This is a genomic window from Burkholderia sp. 572 (assembly GCF_040545135.1).
Lineage (GTDB): Bacteria > Pseudomonadota > Gammaproteobacteria > Burkholderiales > Burkholderiaceae > Burkholderia > Burkholderia cepacia.
This window is the reverse complement of record NZ_JBEPLH010000004.1, coordinates 262126-277460: the sequence shown is the minus strand read 5'-3', so window position 1 is coordinate 277460 and position 15335 is coordinate 262126. Positions and strand designations below refer to the sequence as shown.

Here is a 15335-nt window from a genome sequence, read left to right as displayed (position 1 = left end):
CAGATGAAGACGGTTTTCCTGATGCGTGGGTATGAGATGAATTGCACGCCACGCCTGACCGACGACGACGAGTTCGCCGCGCAGGTGGAAGTGACGAAGGTGGGATTCAGCCGCGAGGCGGCCTTTCGGAAACTCGGCGAGTTCGACACCGAGGCCGAAGCGGTCGCCTACGCGAAGCAGTTTTCCGAAGAATGGTTAAGCCGGTACTCATGAAGACCGTGACCCCATGCAGAGAGTGCGTCGCTATCCATGGCGAATCTGCCGATTTGCAGCCGCGGCATCTCGAATTGGTTGCGGTTGTTACACGGAGGAGCGCTCCATTCGAGGAGCACTATGAGTGCCCCAATTGCGGCGCATCGCTAGCCCGGGCCGTTGCCGCAGCGCTTGAGGCGCGGACTTGGTTTCTAGTCGACGGTGTGCGCCACTGAACTGGTCGTAGTCGGTTGCTGCGCCGCAACTTCCTCGCGCGACTGAATCGGCTCTTTCATGATGAGGCTCCGGTGCGGGCGGCGTCGATGGCGTATTTCGCGACGTATCCGCCTCCCAAGTTCTTCACCGTTCCGTCTGTGTGGACCTTGCAGATGATGTAATGGCCGCCGTAAAAATGGCGCCACCGCGCGGCGTCTTCCTTGTCATCGTCCGTCACCTTGGCGCGCGGCTCCGGCTGGCCCGGATGGGCTGCAAAAAACATTGCATCCAGTAGCCCACGCGTGTATCCGCCAGCCGCTCTTATAACTTCGTGCATTGCTTCGCGCTGCTCGTCCGTCATCCCGACCCGAGCGTCTGCCTGCGCGGGACGTTCATCGCCGGCCGCCGCACACAACGCAGCGTAGAGGTCATCGGCAGATTGATATGCTCCGGATTCGTTCGTGATGACCGCGCGCATGGCGTTCGTCAATACGGGCGTTGCTGCCTGCGCGGGCTGCGGGGCGGCGCAATCGGGACACGGCTCGCCGCCTTCGTCCGGCGCATAGTAGGACGGTCCGCCGATCATTCCGCGGCCGCTGCATGTCCGGCAAGTCGCCCCTTCCGTCACCGTCTCGGTGGCAGATGCGGCGCGGGCGGCAGCGAGTTCTTCGATCACTGCGCTCGCGGCAGTGAAGTCGTTCATGCGGCCGGAATGGTCGCGCGCCCACTCAGGTACGCCGCTCGACCATTCGCCATGCGTACGCAGGTGCAGCCATTCGGCGTAGCGCGGAAACGCCGCCCGCTCGTCCGCTGGCGAGGGTGCGAGCTGACTGTAGGTAATCGTACCGTGCGGGTAGCTTCCCGAAAAACACGCGACTGATACCGTGCCCGAGTCGTTCGGCGCTGCTGCGGGCTGCTCGAGAGGGGATGCGGCGAGGATCAGATCGTCGGAGAATCGCGCGAACGAATCCGCATCCTGAAACAGCAGGCCGGAGAAGTAGGCTCCCGCGTATTTGCGCGCGATTGCTTCGATCGATTCACGCGTCAGCGCATCAGCGCGGCCAACTTTCGAACTCGTCCCATTGCCGCTGGCTGCTTGCGCGTCGACAATGCCCACGGCGGTCGAGTTCTCCGTACTCGGCCGCTGATCTGCCGCCTCGCTCGCCAGTTCGGGAGCGGGGCTCTTTCGTTGCCTAATGTTTTCTGCCGTCATGCCGTTATCTGCGGAGGACAGTCCTCGTGCATCGATTGCTGTTCCGTTTTTTTGCCCGCTCGCGCTTCGCGTGAGCGGGCTATTTTCGTTCCCAGTCGTCATGAATATTCCTTCGGCCAATGATGGAGAGCTGTGGTGAGAATCTTGTACTTCGCCGTTCTGGCTATGATTTTTGCAATCGCCTATCCGATGTTCCAGATGTACACCAAAACGGAAAAGACTTGCATGGACGCAGCTGTGTATCTGCACGACACGGTGGGTAGTTCGGATCCCGCCGATAGGGCGCGCCAGGAGCAGATGCTAGGCGAGTGCGCTGCGAATGCGAAAGCCGGTGCGTCATATGGCGACGCGGTCACCCGAGGACTCAATTTTTCGAAGTAGATTGAAAAAACTGGGCGCTATACAAGCCGCCCACAAGAAAAGCCGCGCATCCGAGGCACCGGAATTTGCGCGGCTTGGGGGAAGGTGGTCGTGCTACGATTCGCACCGAAACACGCGGGGGTGCGATCGTGCATGGTCCTTTCAAGTACATTGCGGCATTGCTTGCCGCGATCCTCCTCAGTACGTCGATGAGCGCGTTTGCGCATGACGACTACTTGATCGTTAACATTCCGGGATCTCTGACATACGTTGAGAAGCCCAGAGGGCCGGGGCTGTTGATTTCGTACAGCCTTGGCGGCGGGATAGCGAGATGTAAATCTTCGAGTCCAACGGCAACGACGGGATATTCTCCAGCGCTGCTATACGAATCCGGTTGGGGGCTCGGTGGAGAGTTCCTGCAGCCTGTCCGTCGAACCTTCCATATGCCCGACGAAAGCTAGGCCTTCCCATAGCTAGGTGCAGTAGGTCGATGCGCAGCGTGCTGATTCATCCCACTGCTGGGTGGCGGCGAGAACCAGCACGACGGCGACCAGCGCGTGTGCTTCTTCGCGCGTCATCCCGCATGCCTGCACGAGCTCGCCGGCCTCTTCGAAGAACCGGTGATTGCGCTCGAGCTTGTCCGCCGAGATCTTGGCGCCGAAGCACGCCAGCATCCACGGCTGCACGCGCTGCTGGAACGGCGCCGGCGCTTGCGTGAGCCGCGCGCGCAGCCACGCCGCAACGTCTTCGCCCTGCGGGCAACCGAATTCGCCGCAGATACCGTGGAGCAGGTCGAGATTCACGCGCACCGCGTTGTAGACCCAGCGCGCGATCGGGCGCAGGAGATCTCCGTCCTGCTGCGGCTCGATGGCGTCGAGCAGGTCGCGCACGATCTTGACGCTCGCCGAACTGTCGTTCGTGAGTTCGTCGATGTTGTCGCCACCATGCTCCGCGTCGTAGTGATGGCGGATGAACTCGCGCAGCTGGTCGACGGTATAGCCGCCGTAGGTGTTGGTGGTCATGGTGTGAGCCTCGATGGTCATGCGAATAGGTCGCCCTGCTTTTTGCCGCTCGACTCCGCGAGGTGCGTAGGGCAGAAGTGGGTATCTGCGCCGACCAGGTGCGCATGCGCCGCGCACAAGTGCCGGTCGCATGTCTTTCCCGGCTTCGTCTGGAAATCGCACTGGAAGCCGCTTGGCGCGGTGCAGCCGTCGACCGAGCAGTGGTGCGCACGCTTACGACCCCGTGTGCAGATGATTCCGGAGATGCCACCGGGAAGGCGGAACGGGGTACAGGGCATAAGGGACCTCTGACTTAGAAGGTCTGCGGGGCGACGGTCAGCGCGATCGCGATCGGCCGAACCCAGACCGGCGTCGACGAAAGCAGGAACGTTTCCCCGGACTCCGCAAGTAGCAACGTCGTGCCCATCGCTTCGGCGATCGCCTGCGCGGCGTCCGGCGGCACCGCGTTGCCAATCCGCTCGCGCCACGCCTGGTCGGAAAGGCCGTCGAGCTCGAGCTGCTCCTCCGGTTCCACGAGCGATTGCAGGACTGCCAGCTCGAGCGTGGTGAACGGTCGGTGCCACGTGCCGTCGAGCGCGCGTATGACGGCGACAGTCTTCTTGTTCGCCGCGGGCATGCGCGGGTCGGCGACGGACCAGCGGCCGTTGTCGTGGCCGGCGGCGGCCGACACTGCGCCGCTGGGCTGGTCCCAGCCGACGACTCCGTAGTGGCCGCCAGTCAGGTACGCGTCGCCGCGCTCGCGGCGCATGCCCGGGCGCGGGTCGGCAACCGCGAATGCGCCTTGACCACTGTCGCTGCGCGCGATGACCGTGCCCGCCGGTTCGTCGAAGCCCGTGACGCGGTACTTGCCGGCGCCTTCGAACCCGGTTGACGAACGCGGATCCTGCACACACTGGCCGGTGCCGTGAGCGCTGGTGACCGCGCCTGCAGCGTCATCCCACGGCACGATCCGAAATTCGTTGTTGTGCTTCGCCGGGCCGCCGTGACGCGGGTCGGCGACGGTGTAGTAGCCCTGTCCCGGTGTCTGCTGCCCCGCGATCGTGCCGCAGTGGTCATCCCACGGCAGCACGCCATAGGCGTGGCCGTCGTTCCACTTCGCGCTCTGCGCAAATCGCGGGTCTGCGACCGAGAATGAGCCGTTGCCGGGGCGGCTCGCGCCGGCGACGACTCCACTCGGCTCGTCCCAGCGATTCACACCGAGCACACCGTTGTGCATGTCCGGCACGATCAGGTAGTCGCGCAGGTGACCGTTCTCGATCGCGAGCTTGTTCAGGCTGCGCCAGTCGCTGCCGGCTTCGACGAACGCGAGGCGCACCCACGTTTTCCACTGCAACGACGGCACGCGGTGCATCGGGCCGGCGGCCTCGACGTCGCCGGGCAGCGGCATGCGGCCGAGCAGAGTCCCGACGCCCTGCAGGCGTTTGACCGGCGGCTCGTACAGGCACGCCGGCACCTTTTCCATGTGCCGCGCGACGAGCAGGAATCGCTTGCGGCTCTGCGCGAGGCCGGCGATCACGCCGCAGTCGTGCGTCGTCTCGTTCTTGGCATAGCCGTAGTGCTGGAACAACTGCCCGATCTGGTCAAGCAGGTGGCGGCCGCGCGTCGCGAGCCGGGGCACGTTCTCGAACACGATGAGCTCGACCGGGTCGTCCTTCCATGCCTCGCACATCAGCCAGACGCAGCGCAGCGTCAGCTCGTTGAGCGCCTGGTACTTCGGCGTGCGGCTGAGTGTTTCCGACAGCAGGCCGGACGCGCCCTTGCATGGAGAGGAGATGAACACGCAGTGCGGATGCTGGTAGCCGGCGGCGCGGCGCACGTCTTCCGGGGTAGCCTCGCGCCAGCCGGCCGGCGGCTCGACGTCGTGAAACGCGGTGTACTGCTCGCGCGTGAACAGGTCCAAGACCGTGCACGGCGTGCCGACCAGCGTTTCGAAGTCGCGCGCGGCCGCCGGATCGTTGTCGATCCCGCCAATGCAGCGCCATGTCGCGGTCATGTTGCCGACGCGAGAGGTGGCCTTGATGAATCCCTTCGCACCGCCGCCGAGGCCGCAGCAGAATCCGAAGCTGTTGTACACGCGCTGAACGTTCATAGATGTCGGAATATAAAGCGGGCGCCTTGCAGGCCGCCCATAAAAGAAGCCGCGCATCCGTGGCAACGGAATTTGCGCGGCTTTGGGATAGGTTGGTCGTGCTACGATTTGAACCAAAACAAACGAGGGTGCGATGAAAAATTGGAAAGCGGTATTGGCGGTGCTTGGTGGGATCGCTGCCACGATCATCATTTCTGGATTCGGCGCGACATCCGCCGGCACACGCTCGTACAGCCCCGAACTTATGGCTGCTTGGGTTCAGGCAACAGGGGCCATTGGTGCGATTCTCGCGTCTGGCTGGCTCGTGAAATGGCAATTCGACAAGCAGCGGGCGCTTCAAATCGCTGACCAGCAAGAGAGTCTTCGTATTCGCGCGATGCATTTGATAGCCATCGCCAACGAGGCGCTGACGACTGTCAATCTCATGGTATCGAGCTTCTCCAGCGACGAAGATGCGGATCGGTTCCTGAAGGGGGAGCACGATCCAAATCGTATTGAAGTCATTGGGCTCGCATTGCGCGAGATCCCTGTTCTTGAGTTGCCGTCGACTGAACTCGTGTTGCCGGTGATCATGCTTCGATCAGCCTGCGAACGCATCTCCGATGCTTCTCGCGCACTATCCGAGATGAAAGTGCAGTACCTTGGTCAGCACTATCCGGAGCGAGTGAACACGCTTGAACATAAGGTTCTCGTCGAACAGGCTGGATACGTCGACAACGCGAGGGATCAAATCGTTACCTATGTACGGCACAGAAATCTGATCTAGCCCCGCATCACGATCACATGGCTGATCAGAAAAAGAAGGGCGCCGAGAATCGGCGCCCTCAGAAAAACGCGCGGACCGAGGTAAGCCGCGCGCTGCTGCTCAGTTGCCGGAAACTGTGGACGTTCGAGAGCACCGTGCTAAAGGATTTAACGAACCTTCCAAAGGAGAGCCGTGATGTGGCGCAATGAAACGTACAAGGGCTTTGAAATCCACGTTCTCCCTGTGTTGAAGCACAATCCATCGCCCGGGCAACAGGTTCCATATAGCTATACGGGCTACGTGAATCGACCTGGCGCAGTCATTAGGGTGGAGGCGAGCGTTCGTCGTTTCACTCACTCGTCTGCCGATTTTCCCGACGAAGCGACGGCAGTTCAGGCTGCTTTCAAAGAAGGGCGGTCGATAATCGATCGAACGCATCCGGACCTCACGACAGACGGGCTTTGACCGTAAGACTTTCGGCATGACGAGCGCGTGGCACGCTCGTCGAACATCACTCAAATTGGACACTTCCGTGAGCGACACTGAAAAACGACTGGCCGCATTGGAGATTGCGATCAAACATGTCTTTGAGCACTTGCCGTCCGAGTACCTGAAAGCTGCGTGCCGGTCGCTCGACAGCGAAATCGAGAGTTGGCAGGCGAGCCCGGTTCCACCACGAACAACGCGGACGAGGTCAAACGCGATGCAGTCGGTGACTGAGTTCAATCCAAACGCCGATCAGCAGGCTAAGGAGCGACAGGCCGCCGGGGACGCGCTCATGCTGGCACGGAAGTTGATCTCGCAACACGCCTACGAGATCGAGTACAACGACTACAGCGTCGACTTCACACCAATGGACTGCGGCGACGGGGAGTTTGGAGCCCGGTGGTCCGCACGAAATAATCACCCGAATGCGCCAGGCGATTTAGTGGAAAGCGGCGACCTCGGGCATCGTGGCTCGAAAGCTGAAATGGCCAGTCTAGGAGAGCGTGAAGCGAAGCGCTGGATCGATGAAAAGTAGCCTGGCTTTGTGACAAGTGGGCTGTCCGAAGCGCGCTCATCGAGACGTCGCGCGAGACTACGGGGTATGCGCGGCGGTAAAGCGATCGGCTACTTCGGACGCCACTCGGTGCCGCGCACGATTCGGCCGACCGGTTCAAGCACGAGCACCTCGGATTCCTTCTCGCTGCGCACGAGCGCGCTGCCGCGCCGCTGGGCTTTTTCGAGCGACGTGTGACGTTTCGGCTTGCAATACCTGCCGACCGTCACGAACAGCGGCGCGCGTGCGCCGACCGGGCCGAGTGTCAGCTCGTCGATGCGCGCCTCGAGCGCCGCGGTATTCGCGCGCCAGGTATCGGCCTTGGCCACCGCGGCGTCGCGCTCGGCCGTCAACGTCTTGATAACCTCCAGCAGGTCTGACACTCGAATCTCGGCGTCGACTACATCGTCGGTACCGCCGTCCGGCACGACCGGACGTGTGACGCATGGGAGGCTGGCTGGGACCGGTGGGTACAGAAGTGCAGCCTGAGCCACGTCGAGCGGCCGTTGCTCGAGCGAGTAAGTGATCTCGGATTCGGCTTCGGCGGCCGGAGCGGTCTGCACTGGCGAGCGCCTAGCGAGCCAGTACACGTACTCGTTGCCGCCGCCCGCGCGCTTCGCACGCTCGACGATCGCCTCGCCGAGCATGCGGTTCAGTTCTTTCTTGACGTCGAGGTGGGGGAGCCCGGTTCCGGTCGCGATAGCATTCGCTGTTGCTTCCGTTTTGGTGCTGAGATAGCGCTCAAGGTCCTCTCTCATGCTGCCTCCCGAATTGCATGCTGTGCGGCCGGCGCGACCTGACCGCCTTCAACCCAGAATGCCTCGATGGCTTCAGGCAGCCCACCGGGCGGCGCTTTCAGGCTCATGAACACGAGCGCCGTGTCGATCTGGTTTCCATAGGCGAGATCGTCGAGCCAGTAGAGAAGCCGGTCGCGCTCCGGCCCGACCAGGACATCGGCGCGATCGAGCACGAGCAGCTTCAGGCCCGAGAAGTGGCTGATCGCCGCGGCGATGTGCGCGTCAACGCGCCAGCGCTCCGATTCGGACAGCAGGGCGTAAGCGCGCCCGTCGGCGAAGATCTCCATCTCCGGCGTGATCGTCACGTCGGCCCATTCCCATTCGGACATCTCGGCGAGGTCCGTCAGGCGCTCGTTCATCGGCGTGAGCGCCTCTTTGAGCAGATCGGCCGGGATCCCATTCGGTGCGAGCGCGTCGGCGATCGCTTCGTACGCTGCGACATCTTCGTGCAGCGCCGCAGCCTGCTTTGCCAGGTCGGTGGCGCCGGCGGCGCGACGTTCGATCTCGCGAAGCGTCGCGATGTCGGTGTCGAGCTGCTTGCGGCGGCGCTGGAGGTCGGCCAGCTCCGAGCGCGCGGCGTCTCCGCTCTCGCGTGCGGCGGCCGCGCCACTGTCCGCCGCATCGTCTTCGAGCGCGCGCAACTGCGTCGCGGCCGCGTCTGCGGCTTCGAGATCGCGTTTGCGGTTTGCGGCTGCGTTTTGCAGCGTCTTCAGGCCCTGCTCGTACTCGGGTAGCTTCGCAGCCGCGTCGGCGTCGCGCGCGCCGGCTGCGGCCGCCGCCGACAGCACGCCGTTGAGGTAGCGCAGAAGCGCGCCGCACTCGGGGCACGAACATTCGGTGCCGGCCGGTGCCGCGCCGGCGCGCACACGAAGCGCTTCGACCTTGGGCAGGAATTCGGTGACCTGTTCGTCGGCGAGCTGCGCGAGCTCGACCGCCTTCGCGTAACCGGCGGCGCGCGTGCGCAGATCGGCGATTTTCGATGCACGCGCACGTGCCGCAGTGTCCGCCGCGTCGGCAGCGCCGATCTGCTGCTGCAGTTCGCCGATCCGATCGTCAAGCGTCGCCCGGTCGCCCGTGAGCTTCCGCAATGCTGCCTCGTCGAACTCGACCGGTGCCGGGCGCCAGGTCGCTCCCTTCTGGCTGCCGTACGTCTCGCCGGTCGCGTTGCGCCACGACTGCTTCGCGCCGCGCGCGCGGTCGGCCGCTTCCTTCTGCGCCGCGTCGAAGCCGGCGCGCAGCATCGGCGTGATGGCCGCGAGCCGCGCGGCGGCCGGAGCCGGTACCGCGTCGGTGCGAAACCCGAGCTTGTCGAGCAGCCGGGCGCGCATTTCGTCGACGCCGATCTTCACGCCCATCAGGTCGTACAGGAACGTCCGGCGCTCAGCCGCGCCGAGGTGCGCGAACCGCTGCGCGTCGAGCACCAGCGGAAGGCGAGGATCCTCGGCGAGCTCGCGCTTGAGCTTGCCGGACGGCAGCGTGACGCTATTCGCCTGCTCGCCGCACGTGACCACGATCTGGCCACCGTCCGCCCCCTCGGTGACCAGCGAACCGTATTCCTTCTTCAGCGCGACGCGCACGGTGTCGCCGGTGAGCGCCATGCGCACGGCTTCCTGCAGGCTGCTCTTGCCGGCACCGTTCGGGCCGGTGAAGAGGGTGACCGGTTTCGCGAGCCGGATATCGGCGGTGCGAATCCCGAGCACGTTCGCTACGTAGATGTCGGTGATTTTCACGATTCCTCTCCCTGCGTTTCGCGCGGCCGCAGCACCGTGCGGCCGCCGTCCGAATCCATCGCACTGACGACGCCCTTGGCTTCGAGCAGCTCGATCAGCCGCGCGGCGCGGTTGTAGCCGATTTTGAACTGGCGCTGCACGCTCGAAATCGTCACCTTCTGCTGCTCGATCACGAACGCTTCGACTTGGGCGTACAGCGGATCTTCGTTACCGGATGCGGCTTGTTCCTCGTGCCACTCCTTCCAGCCCTTCACCCATGCGATGCACAGCTCGCCGGCCATCACGGGGCATTCGCTCTCGGGCTTGCCTTCGGCGGCCGCTTGCCGGCCGGCCTGATGCTGCTCGTCGAGCTGCGCTTGGGTCGGGCCGTCGCCGAGCTTCGGCACCTCGCGGAAATCGGCATCGACGACGTCGCTATCGGGCTTGTCGCCGTCCATGCCGTCGCCGTCCTGGTCGGTGTACTCGCGGCCGAGGTCCAAACCGCGCTGATCCGATTCGCCGCGGATCTCGTCCATGCCGCCGGTGTGCTCGTCGGGGTTCGCAACAACGACCAGGACGGCTTTGCCGCTCGCTTCGTAGAGCTCATGCAGGTTCGGCTGAGAGCCGCCGAATTTCACGACCGCCTTGACGCCGTCCTTGATCGTGATCTGGTCGAGGTCACCCTGCACGACGATGCGACCGTTGCTGGCGATGAGGTGCGTCGCCATCTTCACGTTGTGGTCGACGCGTGCCTTCAGCCTGTCGATGACGTCGTTCTGCTTTTTCTCGGAGAGCTTTACCCAGATGTCGGGCATCAGCTTCATTTCGGTCACCAACGCTGAAAGCAGGTCTTTGCCGATGCTGTCGGCGGTCATCTGGAGAACGTTCTTGTCGGTCATGTCGAAATCCTTGGCGGCGATAGAGGGGGTTAATCGGCGCTGATCGGGCCGCGTGCCCGGCGGCCGGCCGGTGCGGTCGTTTGAGACGACGCTTTGCCGGTGGCCGCCTGATCAGCCGCCGCCGTGATGGCGCGCATGCGCGCCGAGGCAAGGGCGTTCAGTTCGGCCTTGGCGGTTTCGTCAGGCACGCCGCTGATCGCGCTGCGCGCGAGGTCGAGATCCTCGGGGGTTTTGGCCGACTCGATGTCCTCGCGGATGCCGAGCACCAGGCCGCTCACGTCGAAGTCGAAGCCGCCTTGCGGTGCGTGATCAGCGTCGCCCGGTACCTCATCCGACGCCCGGGCTTCCCTCTGGCCTGCGTTGTCGCCTTCGTCTTCAGGAGGTTGCTCGTCGGTCGGCGTGGAGGGGGCCGCTACGGTGGTGCGGCGTACCTCTTCGGCCGGATGTGCCGGGCCCGCTCGCAGGGTGTCGAGCGTCGTGGTCTGCACGGTGAAGGAGCCGTCGGGGTAGACGTCCACGATGTCGGCTTCTTCCTCGGAAGTGCGACCCATGCCCATGACGATGTCGGGCGCGTGGATGTTGCCGAAGAAACTGCCGGCGCGGTACTGGAACATCAGCGTGCGGAGGCCGGTCTGCCACTTCGATCCGGCCTTCCCGTACCAGCCTTCCTCGACGACCATTCGCATGCTGACCGGCGCCGATTCGATCACGGGCATGCCGATGTCACGGTAAAGGTCGAGCATGCGGCCCGCGTATTGGCGAACCTGTTCGGGCGCGAGACGCGGTTCCGGTGTGCCCCGCGGAAGTGCCCAGGCGATGCACTCGATGTCATCGACCTCGACCTCGCGCTCTTCGAAGATCGGCTTCCGAGCCTGCTGATTCCAGCCGGTCTTTTCCTTGTACTTGGCCGTGATCTTGCCGCGGCTGATCATCTGGAAGCGCAGCGGCGTGAAGCGGCCCGACGCGTTGATGGCGGCGATCACGAACTTGCCCGACCACCGCAGCTTGCCTTCGATCATGTCGGCGTTCTGCATCACTGCGGTAATCGACATGCGGACGGCGCGCGCGACCTCGATCGCGACGAGACAGTTGCCGATCGCAGACGGGTTCTCGACCCAGATTTCCTCGCCGTTCGCCTTCTTCAGGTTGTGTGACCGGAACTGTGCCGGAACAGCATCGCTGCTCGCGTAAGCCTTGGCGATGCGGTTGGCCAGGACAAAGCCGCGCTCGGTGAACATGTCGACGGCTTGGTCCGGCATCAGCGCCGGCACGCCGCCGGCTGCCTTCACTTCGCTCAGTTGTGCGGGTGCATTCATGGGTGCCTCGTTACTCGTGGAATTTGCAGATGCCGTGCCGCGGGCAGTACTTCGCGTCGCAGAGCAGCGATTTCGGGTTGGGGAAGAAACGGCCGGTGCGGAACATGTCGGCCGCGAATTCGATGAGGCCGGGCTCGTCCTCGGTGCCGATCATCACGCGCTTGGCGTCCTTCACCGATGCGGTGGCCACCTCGGGCGTGCCCTTGGTCTTCAGGCCGATGATCTCGGCGGTGTCGGCGATCAGTTCGCCGGTCGTGTGCTCGTAGAGCATCTCGTAGGTGCCGATCTGCGGGCCGTGTCCCTTCGTGACCGCCACACCTTTCTGCACCGCGGCTGAGCCGCTCTTCAGGTCGGCGATGCCCGGGCCGAGCGCTGTGCGGCGCACGCGTGCCCGGTCCATCGTGCCGGTCAGGCGAATCGTGATGCCGCCGCCGCATTCAATGTCGAGCGGCTTCGTCTCCATTTCGACGGCGATGAAGTCGTAGCGCGGCGCGACCTCGAGGCAGTATTTCGTGGTGAGCGAGAGGCCGATGCGTTCGGCTTCCGACAAGCTCAAGTCGTCGCGCGCCGGGTCGAATTCGTTCTCCGGATCACGCAGCTTGTCGACGAAGGCACCTGCCGCGTCGTCGACCGTCAGACCGGAGCCGTCGAGGCGTGCCTGGTCGAAGACGGCCGTGCCGGCGTGGATCGCGGTGCCGAGCGCCGCGCGCAGGCCGACGACGTTGCGCATCTTTAGGAGGTGGATGCCTTCCCAGCGATACGCGCAATCGAACAGGCCGGCCCAGCTCGACGCGCGCACGGTGTAGACCGAGGGAGTCATGCCGCACCTGCAGTTTCGGCGGTGGCCTCCGCGGCCGGCGCCGGCATCTTTTCGATGCACACGTACGGGAAGCGCTCGGGGAACGGCTTGATGTGCTTGTAGAAATGCGAGCCCAGCGAGTCGGCGCCCTTGAGCGCGTCGAAGTTCGCCTGCGTGAAGCCGGTGTAGTGGTACAGCGACGTCGGCGCATTCGTCTTGCGATCCTTGAAACGGACCGCAAGCGTCTCGGATTCGGCGTCGTAGCCGATGCTGTGGATCTGCGACGACTCGACTGGCAGGGTGTCGATGGTTTTCATGTCTTGGGACTCCAGATTGAACGACGAGAGACGCGCATCGAACAGCGCGCTGGATGTGGTGGACAACGTGACGTCGATGGGGAGCGACGGTGGCGCTTAGAGGATCCCCGAGCGTTTGCTGAAGTAGTCGATTGCGATCGCGATAGCTGCAACCGCGATGAAGGTCGCGAGAACGAGCGCGCGCGCAGCACGCGGGTGCCGGCGCTCGAAGAGGTCAGCGTGATCGGTGAAGCGGCTCATGCGTGCCTCGTGACGAGGGCGGTGATGGCCGTGCCGTCTGCGTTGAGCCGGGCAAGCACGAACGTGCACACGGCGGCTATCGCGAGTGCGACAAGGTAACCGGCTATGGGATTCCATTCGAATACCCGGTCGAGCAGCGCGCCGAGGAGGTCGAAGGGCGTCATCCGAGACTCCGCAGGTAGGGGCCGGCCAGATCAGCGCCGAACCAGAGCGCGCCGATCGCGACGCCGTACGCGAATGCCCATGCCGCGCCTTCGATCACGTAGCGCAGGCGCGATACAGGCGATCGCTTGTAATCGCGCAATACAGGCAATAGGCTGTTGACAGGGGCGCGCATCATGCCTCCCGCCGCTGTTCGCGGATGCGGATTTTTTCCATCACACTGAGATGACCGGCCGACGCATTGCATTCCCGGTGCGCGAGCACCAAGTTGCTCAGATGGTCGGGACCGCCATGTGCGCGGGCCACAAGGTGTTCGAGCGAACGATCTTCTTCGCTTGTCGGTGCTCCGCAGTAGAAGCACGCATCCCCATCACGGCGCAGCAATGCGTTGAACATCGGCAGCGTGCGGTCACGCCCCTTAACGCGCTTCTTGGGCGCTGGCGAAGCGCGCCAAGGCTTGCACTTCTCGAACGCATCCCATGCCTTGAGCGATTCGCCCGTCGGCGTGATACCGCCACGCGCGTTGCAGTACACGACAGACGTACCGTGCGACGTCTTGAACCGAAGAACTTCCCACTCGTTCGTCGGCTGCAAGATTTGCGCGCCACGCTCGACGAGAAAAGCCTCGAACTTCGCGCGCCTGCTAGTGAATTGCGCGAGCGATTTCATCGATCCACCCCTGCGATCGTCACGATCCGCACCGGCTCCGGTGCAGCCTTGCGGCCGGCTTTGATCAGGGCGGCGTCGAGCGTCATACGAACGCCGGACGTGAGCAGGGGCGTGCCGTTGTGCCGCGCTGCGTCGTCCTCTGCGGCGATCATTTCGAGGGCGGCGGCCATGTCGGGCGCGGTCTCGATCAACTTCGCATTCGCTTCTCGCTGCTCGACGTGGGCCAGCCACATCCCTTCACAGAACTCGTGATCGAGAACTGCGTTGCTCGGTCCGGCGCCATACAGGCCCTTGTAGTCGGGCGCCCAGATCCATGGCCCCGGCGTGTGCTTGATCTCGTTCATGTGGTCCCTCGGTGTGGTGTGATTGCCCGCAGTGCGGACGCGGTGGTCAGTGCAGGTGGTGCTCGTCGGCGTTGATGTGGTCGATTCCGCGCTTCAGTTCACGCAGAAAAACGACGAGCGCGAGGATTGCCAGCGCCGCCGCGCCGACGAGGAGTCGCGCCATGTCAGGCCCCGCGAACGAGGCGAAGCGTGCGGTGGTCGCTGCAGTGGCTAACGCCTGCGTTTCCGGGCCCGAGTTCCGCGCCGCACGACGAGCAGTACGTCATTGCGTGCCGCGGTGAGACGGCTGCGAGGTCGGCGGTCGCGATGCGACTTGCGATTTCGGCCTTGAGCACGTCCTTGCAGAGGTTCCAGACCTCGTACACGTCCTCGATGTAGCCGCGGCGCAGCGCGGCGTCGAGCACGGCGATCTGCTCGGTCGAGAACGGAAGCACGTCGAACGTGACGGCATCGGCGATCGCTTCATTGCGCTCGTCGCGCGCCAGCGCGGCATCGTCTGCCGCGGCTTGCAGTTGGTCGGCGTGCTGCTCGGCGCGGACCGGGAGAACGCGGAGATTGTGCTGATGGGGTCGAGGACTATGCATCGCATCCTCCAAATAAAAGTAGGATTACTAATGTAATTTCTGTCTTGAACTGAAACGCTGCGTGCGCAGCCCTCACTGGTGACGCCTCAGAAGAAGAACCGCCACCGGTCAGAACTGCATCACTCGCGCGCCCGACTACTCCCGGCCGAGCCGGCTCCGGGCCGCGCGAGGTTTGTGCCGATTACGAAGCCATCGGTCACGTGGTGCTGGCTGTCTTGCATCAGGTTCGTTCAAGCCTGCAAGCGGTAGCCAAACATCGGCCTAGCGCGCTGCGCCTGTCCTGACTCACGACGCTGATCGCGCCGGCCGGTTGCTCCGCGTGTGCGGTCCCGGCATACCTTCGATTGTTAGAGAGCGATCCACTGGAGGCGGTGGCGCGGCGTCGGTGCCGCGTTGATGGGAATTATAACTAAGGTTATCGACGTGTCAACAACCAAAGTTATCATGTGGTGCGGAAATTTGTAACAACGCGACGACGAGCAGACTGGTAAGCGCCTGCTGACAACAGTTGAAAGATTTCGGGAACTGGGGATAAACTACTGTACATGCATACAGTATTGTGACAAACCGAAGACGAGGGCGTCCTGTGGAAGAAGAATCGAAGACGCGTCTGCGCTGCAGGC

General features: G+C 63.8%; 19 protein-coding genes. 4 read left to right on the top strand and 15 right to left on the bottom strand.

Going from position 1 to position 15335, the window contains the following annotated elements; translation table 11 throughout:
• Positions 1-3 precede the first annotated feature (3 nt).
• Complete coding sequence (locus ABIC51_RS09905) at positions 4-213, top strand: hypothetical protein (protein WP_354006459.1); 210 nt, start codon at positions 4-6, stop codon at positions 211-213.
• A gap of 271 nt (positions 214-484) precedes the next feature.
• On the opposite strand, the gene ABIC51_RS09900 is transcribed toward ABIC51_RS09905, so the two are convergent.
• The 3 genes from ABIC51_RS09900 to ABIC51_RS09890 form a co-directional block, all read right to left on the bottom strand.
• A complete protein-coding gene (locus ABIC51_RS09900; RefSeq protein WP_354006458.1) occupies positions 485-1723 on the bottom strand; it encodes a hypothetical protein in 1239 nt (412 codons plus the stop codon).
• Positions 1724-2454: 731 nt separating this feature from the next.
• Entirely contained in the window at positions 2455-3003 is a 549-nt protein-coding gene (locus ABIC51_RS09895; RefSeq protein WP_354006457.1) for a hypothetical protein, read from the bottom strand.
• 292 nt (positions 3004-3295) lie between these two features.
• On the bottom strand, positions 3296-5092 hold the full coding sequence (locus ABIC51_RS09890; RefSeq protein ID WP_354006456.1) for a DNA cytosine methyltransferase: 1797 nt from the start codon (positions 5090-5092) through the stop codon (positions 3296-3298).
• A 133-nt stretch (positions 5093-5225) separates the two neighbouring features.
• Here ABIC51_RS09890 and ABIC51_RS09885 point away from each other — a divergent pair, with 133 nt between their 5' ends.
• The 3 genes from ABIC51_RS09885 (at position 5226) to ABIC51_RS09875 (ending at position 6858) form a co-directional block, all read left to right on the top strand.
• Entirely contained in the window at positions 5226-5858 is a 633-nt protein-coding gene (locus ABIC51_RS09885) for a hypothetical protein (protein ID WP_354006455.1), read from the top strand.
• A gap of 174 nt (positions 5859-6032) precedes the next feature.
• Positions 6033-6302, top strand: a complete 270-nt coding sequence (locus ABIC51_RS09880; RefSeq protein WP_354006454.1) for a hypothetical protein — start codon at positions 6033-6035, stop codon at positions 6300-6302.
• Between the two features lie 67 nt (positions 6303-6369).
• The gene (locus ABIC51_RS09875; RefSeq protein ID WP_354006453.1) at positions 6370-6858 is read left to right on the top strand and encodes a hypothetical protein; all 489 of its coding nucleotides are present in this window, start codon (positions 6370-6372) and stop codon (positions 6856-6858) included.
• Positions 6859-6947: 89 nt separating this feature from the next.
• Here the strand turns inward: ABIC51_RS09875 and ABIC51_RS09870 are convergent, their stop codons facing one another.
• From ABIC51_RS09870 to ABIC51_RS09815, 12 genes are all read right to left on the bottom strand, one after another.
• Positions 6948-7634 carry a 1-pyrroline-5-carboxylate dehydrogenase gene (locus ABIC51_RS09870; RefSeq protein ID WP_354006452.1) on the bottom strand — a complete coding sequence of 229 codons (687 nt, stop codon included), beginning with the start codon at positions 7632-7634 and terminating at the stop codon, positions 6948-6950.
• Complete coding sequence (locus tag ABIC51_RS09865) at positions 7631-9403, bottom strand: AAA family ATPase (RefSeq protein WP_354006451.1); 1773 nt, start codon at positions 9401-9403, stop codon at positions 7631-7633. The genes ABIC51_RS09870 and ABIC51_RS09865 overlap by 4 nt, the downstream gene beginning before the upstream one ends.
• Positions 9400-10281 (bottom strand): DNA translocase FtsK, encoded by an 882-nt coding sequence (locus ABIC51_RS09860; protein WP_354006450.1) that lies wholly within the window; start codon positions 10279-10281, stop codon positions 9400-9402. The genes ABIC51_RS09865 and ABIC51_RS09860 overlap by 4 nt, the downstream gene beginning before the upstream one ends.
• Before the next feature lie 29 nt (positions 10282-10310).
• Positions 10311-11597 carry a hypothetical protein gene (locus ABIC51_RS09855; protein WP_301825935.1) on the bottom strand — a complete coding sequence of 429 codons (1287 nt, stop codon included), beginning with the start codon at positions 11595-11597 and terminating at the stop codon, positions 10311-10313.
• A gap of 10 nt (positions 11598-11607) precedes the next feature.
• Positions 11608-12417 (bottom strand): RecB family exonuclease, encoded by an 810-nt coding sequence (locus ABIC51_RS09850; protein WP_354006449.1) that lies wholly within the window; start codon positions 12415-12417, stop codon positions 11608-11610.
• On the bottom strand, positions 12414-12713 hold the full coding sequence (locus ABIC51_RS09845; protein ID WP_234743029.1) for a KTSC domain-containing protein: 300 nt from the start codon (positions 12711-12713) through the stop codon (positions 12414-12416). Before ABIC51_RS09845 ends, ABIC51_RS09850 begins: the two co-directional genes overlap by 4 nt.
• Positions 12714-12809: 96 nt before the next feature.
• Positions 12810-12953 (bottom strand): hypothetical protein, encoded by a 144-nt coding sequence (locus tag ABIC51_RS09840; RefSeq protein WP_272545674.1) that lies wholly within the window; start codon positions 12951-12953, stop codon positions 12810-12812.
• The gene (locus ABIC51_RS09835; protein ID WP_354006448.1) at positions 12950-13117 is read right to left on the bottom strand and encodes a hypothetical protein; all 168 of its coding nucleotides are present in this window, start codon (positions 13115-13117) and stop codon (positions 12950-12952) included. Before ABIC51_RS09835 ends, ABIC51_RS09840 begins: the two co-directional genes overlap by 4 nt.
• Positions 13114-13293 carry a hypothetical protein gene (locus tag ABIC51_RS09830; protein WP_060051569.1) on the bottom strand — a complete coding sequence of 60 codons (180 nt, stop codon included), beginning with the start codon at positions 13291-13293 and terminating at the stop codon, positions 13114-13116. The genes ABIC51_RS09835 and ABIC51_RS09830 overlap by 4 nt, the downstream gene beginning before the upstream one ends.
• Positions 13290-13784: an HNH endonuclease gene (locus ABIC51_RS09825; protein ID WP_059863083.1), complete on the bottom strand. Its 495-nt coding sequence runs from the start codon at positions 13782-13784 to the stop codon at positions 13290-13292. Before ABIC51_RS09825 ends, ABIC51_RS09830 begins: the two co-directional genes overlap by 4 nt.
• Complete coding sequence (locus tag ABIC51_RS09820) at positions 13781-14128, bottom strand: XkdD/Y8K6 family phage-associated protein (RefSeq protein ID WP_230951844.1); 348 nt, start codon at positions 14126-14128, stop codon at positions 13781-13783. Before ABIC51_RS09820 ends, ABIC51_RS09825 begins: the two co-directional genes overlap by 4 nt.
• 164 nt (positions 14129-14292) lie before the next feature.
• Complete coding sequence (locus ABIC51_RS09815; protein ID WP_354006447.1) at positions 14293-14724, bottom strand: hypothetical protein; 432 nt, start codon at positions 14722-14724, stop codon at positions 14293-14295.
• Positions 14725-15335: the final 611 nt, after the last annotated feature.

Bases quoted from the DNA above. Each gene is read 5' to 3' on its own strand.
- ABIC51_RS09850 (WP_354006449.1), bottom strand. From the start codon at position 12,417: ATGACTCCCTCGGTCTACACCGTGCGCGCGTCGAGCTGGGCCGGCCTG.
- ABIC51_RS09825 (WP_059863083.1), bottom strand. From the start codon at position 13,784: ATGAAATCGCTCGCGCAATTCACTAGCAGGCGCGCGAAGTTCGAGGCT.
- ABIC51_RS09895 (WP_354006457.1), bottom strand. From the start codon at position 3,003: ATGACCACCAACACCTACGGCGGCTATACCGTCGACCAGCTGCGCGAG.
- ABIC51_RS09870 (WP_354006452.1), bottom strand. From the start codon at position 7,634: ATGAGAGAGGACCTTGAGCGCTATCTCAGCACCAAAACGGAAGCAACA.
- ABIC51_RS09905 (WP_354006459.1), top strand. From the start codon at position 4: ATGAAGACGGTTTTCCTGATGCGTGGGTATGAGATGAATTGCACGCCA.
- ABIC51_RS09880 (WP_354006454.1), top strand. From the start codon at position 6,033: ATGTGGCGCAATGAAACGTACAAGGGCTTTGAAATCCACGTTCTCCCT.
- ABIC51_RS09820 (WP_230951844.1), bottom strand. From the start codon at position 14,128: ATGAACGAGATCAAGCACACGCCGGGGCCATGGATCTGGGCGCCCGAC.
- ABIC51_RS09900 (WP_354006458.1), bottom strand. From the start codon at position 1,723: ATGACGACTGGGAACGAAAATAGCCCGCTCACGCGAAGCGCGAGCGGG.
- ABIC51_RS09890 (WP_354006456.1), bottom strand. From the start codon at position 5,092: ATGAACGTTCAGCGCGTGTACAACAGCTTCGGATTCTGCTGCGGCCTC.
- ABIC51_RS09860 (WP_354006450.1), bottom strand. From the start codon at position 10,281: ATGACCGACAAGAACGTTCTCCAGATGACCGCCGACAGCATCGGCAAA.
- ABIC51_RS09840 (WP_272545674.1), bottom strand. From the start codon at position 12,953: ATGAGCCGCTTCACCGATCACGCTGACCTCTTCGAGCGCCGGCACCCG.
- ABIC51_RS09845 (WP_234743029.1), bottom strand. From the start codon at position 12,713: ATGAAAACCATCGACACCCTGCCAGTCGAGTCGTCGCAGATCCACAGC.
- ABIC51_RS09830 (WP_060051569.1), bottom strand. From the start codon at position 13,293: ATGATGCGCGCCCCTGTCAACAGCCTATTGCCTGTATTGCGCGATTAC.
- ABIC51_RS09835 (WP_354006448.1), bottom strand. From the start codon at position 13,117: ATGACGCCCTTCGACCTCCTCGGCGCGCTGCTCGACCGGGTATTCGAA.
- ABIC51_RS09855 (WP_301825935.1), bottom strand. From the start codon at position 11,597: ATGAATGCACCCGCACAACTGAGCGAAGTGAAGGCAGCCGGCGGCGTG.
- ABIC51_RS09885 (WP_354006455.1), top strand. From the start codon at position 5,226: ATGAAAAATTGGAAAGCGGTATTGGCGGTGCTTGGTGGGATCGCTGCC.